Consider the following 4,111-nt stretch of genomic DNA (forward strand, 5'->3'; position numbering starts at 1 on the left):
AAACCGACCAGGTCGGCTGACAGGTCCCAGGGGGTTCGGAAAGTCCCGCCCGGAATGGCCTGGAGAGGAGCGAGGGCCCGCCCCCGGTGAGGGGGTTGCGGCCGCCGGGGGGGCCGCTTGGGTGCGCAACCGGCCGCGGCCGCGCTCCTACGGTGGCGCGCGGCCCCGATGGCGGGTGGACGACCTCGGTGACGGGTGCGGCTACGGACGCGGACTCAGCAGTGCGCTGTCCTCGCCGCCGCCAATAGATCGATGTCGATCTTCGGCGAGTCGCCCGGCGCGGGATTGCGCAGCGCGCGCAGCACCTCCTCGGCGTCGGTGTTCGGCTGCACGTCGCGGAACAGCGAGCCGAGCACCAGGTCGACGGTGTCGTCCTCGCGCGAGTCCTCGATCAGCTCGGCGCACGGCGCGACCAGCTGCACCGAGGCGGCGGCCGGCCTGCCGTTGACCCCGAACCGGATCTGACCGGTGCACTCGAGGTCGCCGTTGGCATAGATCGGATCGTTGCCGTATTGGGTGTCGGGCGCGCTCGCGAAGCCGAGATCACCGAGGCGGGAGGCCACGTGCGCGGCCTGGCCACGCTGATTGTTGGCGTTGAGGACGCGCACCCTCGACTCGGCCAGGGCCGCGGGCTCGACCTCGCGCAGGCGCCCGGCGCCCACCCGTTGTCCGAGCGCGGGCGCGGGTTCGGCGCCCGGCTCGCTGGCCGGGCTCGGCGAATTGCACGCCATCGCCGTGGTGTCGTCGTTCTCGGTGGTCAACGCCTTGATCCAGACGATCGAGCAGATCAGTGCGAGGACGCCGAGCATGATGAACCACGGTCGCGGGCGACGCCGAGGATAGAGGCGACCCTGCGGATCGGTCGCGCTGCCTTCGGTGATCAGTGAAACCACCAGCACACTCTACGAAAACTGTGACCGCTCGCGCCGGTTGGTCTCGATGCGTGGCCGGGTCGATGTCGATTCCCGATCGGTTTCGGCGAGCGCGTGTTTTGATTGCGACTTTTGTGGGCGCGTCCGCTATTGTCTGGCGGCCCAGATCGAAACATCGGCGCTGAATTCGGTGGTCGGTCGCGGGAACAAGTAGGGCATGTCCTGCGTTTACCGAGCGCAATCGGGTAAGGGTCCACGAGATCGTCCCCGATGTGCGAGGCGGAGCACGTGTGATGTGCACCACCGGCGGGGCGGTTCGGGTTCACGTGCGGTTCCCGATGGGAATCGCCGCGTGGGCGCTGCCGGTCCGGGATATACGGAGTAAGGACGAGGGGAAGACGACATGGCAACCGACTATGACGCACCGAGGCGTACCGAATCCGACGACGTGTCGGAGGATTCGCTGGAGGAGCTGAAGGCTCGTCGCAACGAGGCACAGTCCGCCGTCGTGGATATCGACGAATCCGATACCGCGGAGTCGTTCGAGCTTCCCCGCGCCGGCCAGTCCGAGGAAGTGCTCTCGGTCCGCGTGGTCCCCAAGCAGGCCGACGAGTTCACCTGCTCGAGCTGTTTCCTGGTGCACCATCGCAGCAGGCTCGCCAGTGAGGCCGGCGGACAGATGATCTGCATGGACTGTGCGGCCTGAGAAGGGCCGACAGCGGCTCACCGGACAGAGCGACCTGGCCGGAGCGAGCGACCTACCGACAGCCGGAGTTCGGCCGGGCGGGCAGCCGGGCCGAACCGATGATTCTCACTCCGCGCTCGGCACGCCGAGCGCGGCCAGAACCTCTTCGGGCCTGCGTGTGCTGACCAACCAGTAGGGCGTCGGGTCGTCCGGGTCGTCGAGGACGAGCAGGACCATCGGGCCCACCCAGGGGCGGTGCTGGACATAGGCGGCCGGATCGAGCTGGCGGCCGAGTGCCGCGCTCTTGGCGGTCGGCGCCACGACGGCGGCGCGTGCGACGAAGCTCACCGGCAGGTGGGCCGGGCCCACATGCAACTCGGGCACTCCCGAGGGATCGGGGGCCACCCGGACGGTGTGCCTGCTCAACCACAACAGCACCCACACCGGCACCGGGAACAGACACACATAGGGGACCCAGCCGTACGAACCCGCCCAGGCCATCTGGATCTCGGCGGCCAGCAGCGCGGCGACACCGAAGCCGATCGGCCACCACCACCAGGGCACCCAGAGGCGCTCGCGGTAGGTGGTCACGGTGCTGCCCGGCGCCGCGCCGGCGGCGTGCTCAGGCGAGTCCGTAGCGGGAGGGATGGGCTGGTCCGACACATTTCCACACTAAGTCACCGTCACCGAGGCGTGCCGCTCAGGTGCGCGTAGGCTCGTCGGATGTGAGCGCACTTTCAGCGATACCGCTGCGGCGGCTCGACCCGGACATCCCGGTTCCGACCCGCGCACATCCCGGCGATGCGGGGGTGGATCTGTGCACCACCCGCGATCTGGTCCTCGCGCCGGGTGAGCGCGCGTTGGTCGGCACCGGCATCGCGGTGGCCCTGCCCGTCGGCACGGTGGGACTGATCCATCCGCGTTCCGGGCTGGCCGCCAAGACCGGACTCTCGGTGGTGAACACCCCGGGCACCGTCGACGCGGGCTACCGCGGCGAGATCAAGGTCTGCCTGATCAACCACGACCCACGGGAGCCGATCGTGCTGCGCCGGGGCGACCGGATCGCGCAGCTGCTGGTCCAGCGCGTGGAACTGGTCGACTTCGTCGAGGTCGACGAGCTCGACGAGACCGCGCGCGGGGCGGGCGGCTACGGCTCCAGCGGTGGTCACGCCAGTTTGACACCGGGCGCGCAGCACGTGGCGCGGGCCGGCCAGGAGGGGTGAGATGGGACTTTTCGGTAGGAAGAAGCGCGGCGGCGACAGATACGCCGACGAGAACTACGACAGATACGCCGACGATGGTTATGTCGACGATGGTTACATCGAGGACGGTTATGCCGACGACGGCTATGCCGAGGACGGATTCGCCGGCGAATACGACCAGGGCGGGTACGACGAGCCGGCGGGCGACGCGCCGCGCACCGGCCCCTACGACTTCGACGATGTCGCCGACCTGCTGGAGAACGTCGTCGACCAGCGCCTCGACCTGGGCTCGGTGATCCTGCCGGTGCCGCCGGGCGCCCAGTTGCAGGTGGAGATGACCCCACAGGGCGCGCCGCAGGCGGTGCATCTGGCCACCGAGCACGGGCGCATCACCGTCGCGGCCTACGCCGCGCCCAAGTCGCCGGGACAGTGGCGCACCGTGGCCGCCGATCTGGCCGACTCGCTCCGCAAGGACGGCGCGCAGGTCTCGGTGGAGACCGGTCCGTGGGGACGGGAGCTGCACGCCGTGACCGCCAACGCCGATCTGCGCTTCATCGGCGTGGACGGTTACCGCTGGATGGTGCGCCTGGTCGCCGCTGGCCCGCACGGCGCCGCCGCCGACGGTCTGCCGCTGGTCGCGGCCGCGCGGGCGATCATGTCCGAGACCGTGGTGCGACGCGGCAGCGATCCGCTGCCGGTGCGCGATCCGCTGCCGGTCGTGCTGCCCCCTCAGCTGGCCGAGCAGCTCGCCGCCGCCCATCAGGCCCAGATCCAGGCCCAGCAACAGGCCGCGGCCCCGCAGCAACAGCCGGTGCCCGCCCCGCAGCCGGTGCCGCAGCAGCCGCGCCGCAACACCGGTGGTTCGGCCATGCAGCAGCTCGGCCTGAACTGACACCCGGATGAGCGAGAGCTCCGGCGCACCCGCGCCGGAGCTCGGTGTCTCAGCGCTCGGTGTCTCAGCGCTCGGTGTCTGTCAGCGCACGGTGTCGAGGCGCGCCCCGGTCGCGGCGCGTGCCCGCTCGAGTGCGGCGAACCCGAGGTCGCCGAGCACGGCCGGATCGGCCCCCAGTTCGTCCAGGGTGAGCCGGTCCAGGGTGGCACCGGGGATCAGGTCCGCCCAGCGCTCGCCGACCGCGAGCGGATGCACCGGGTCGTGGGGGGGGGGGGCCCCCCCCCCCCCCCCCCCCCCCCCCGCCCCGCGCCCCCCCGCCCGCCCGCCGGGGGGGGGCGGCCCCCCCCGCCGGGGGGCGGGTGGGGGGGCGTCGGGCCGGGGGGGGGGGGGGGGGGGGGGGGGGCCCCCCCCCCGACGACCCGGTGCATCCGCTCGCGGTCGGCGAGCGCTGGGCGGACCT

The 4,111-nt window shown here is 71.5% G+C and carries 5 protein-coding genes and 1 pseudogene; 3 read left to right on the forward strand and 3 right to left on the reverse strand.

Going from position 1 to position 4,111, the window contains the following annotated elements:
• Positions 1-215: 215 nt before the first annotated feature.
• On the reverse strand, positions 216-893 hold the full coding sequence (gene cei, locus QH283_RS10645) for an envelope integrity protein Cei (RefSeq protein ID WP_280502857.1): 678 nt from the start codon (positions 891-893) through the stop codon (positions 216-218).
• Positions 894-1,275: 382 nt separating this feature from the next.
• Here cei and QH283_RS10650 point away from each other — a divergent pair, with 382 nt between their 5' ends.
• Positions 1,276-1,578 (forward strand): DUF4193 domain-containing protein, encoded by a 303-nt coding sequence (locus tag QH283_RS10650; RefSeq protein WP_280502858.1) that lies wholly within the window; start codon positions 1,276-1,278, stop codon positions 1,576-1,578.
• A gap of 105 nt (positions 1,579-1,683) precedes the next feature.
• Here QH283_RS10650 and QH283_RS10655 read toward each other — a convergent pair whose 3' ends face one another.
• Entirely contained in the window at positions 1,684-2,220 is a 537-nt protein-coding gene (locus QH283_RS10655; protein WP_432420700.1) for a DUF3093 domain-containing protein, read from the reverse strand.
• A 62-nt stretch (positions 2,221-2,282) separates the two neighbouring features.
• Here QH283_RS10655 and dut point away from each other — a divergent pair, with 62 nt between their 5' ends.
• Both dut and QH283_RS10665 read left to right on the forward strand, forming a co-directional pair.
• Entirely contained in the window at positions 2,283-2,780 is a 498-nt protein-coding gene (gene dut / locus QH283_RS10660) for a dUTP diphosphatase (protein WP_280502859.1), read from the forward strand.
• 1 nt (position 2,781) lies between these two features.
• Complete coding sequence (locus QH283_RS10665) at positions 2,782-3,651, forward strand: DUF3710 domain-containing protein (protein ID WP_280502860.1); 870 nt, start codon at positions 2,782-2,784, stop codon at positions 3,649-3,651.
• Positions 3,652-3,732: 81 nt separating this feature from the next.
• Here the strand turns inward: QH283_RS10665 and QH283_RS10670 are convergent.
• Positions 3,733-4,111: pseudogene (locus QH283_RS10670) on the reverse strand (hypothetical protein); the annotation flags it as partial.

This window comes from Nocardia farcinica (assembly GCF_029867845.1).
GTDB lineage: Bacteria > Actinomycetota > Actinomycetes > Mycobacteriales > Mycobacteriaceae > Nocardia > Nocardia farcinica_A.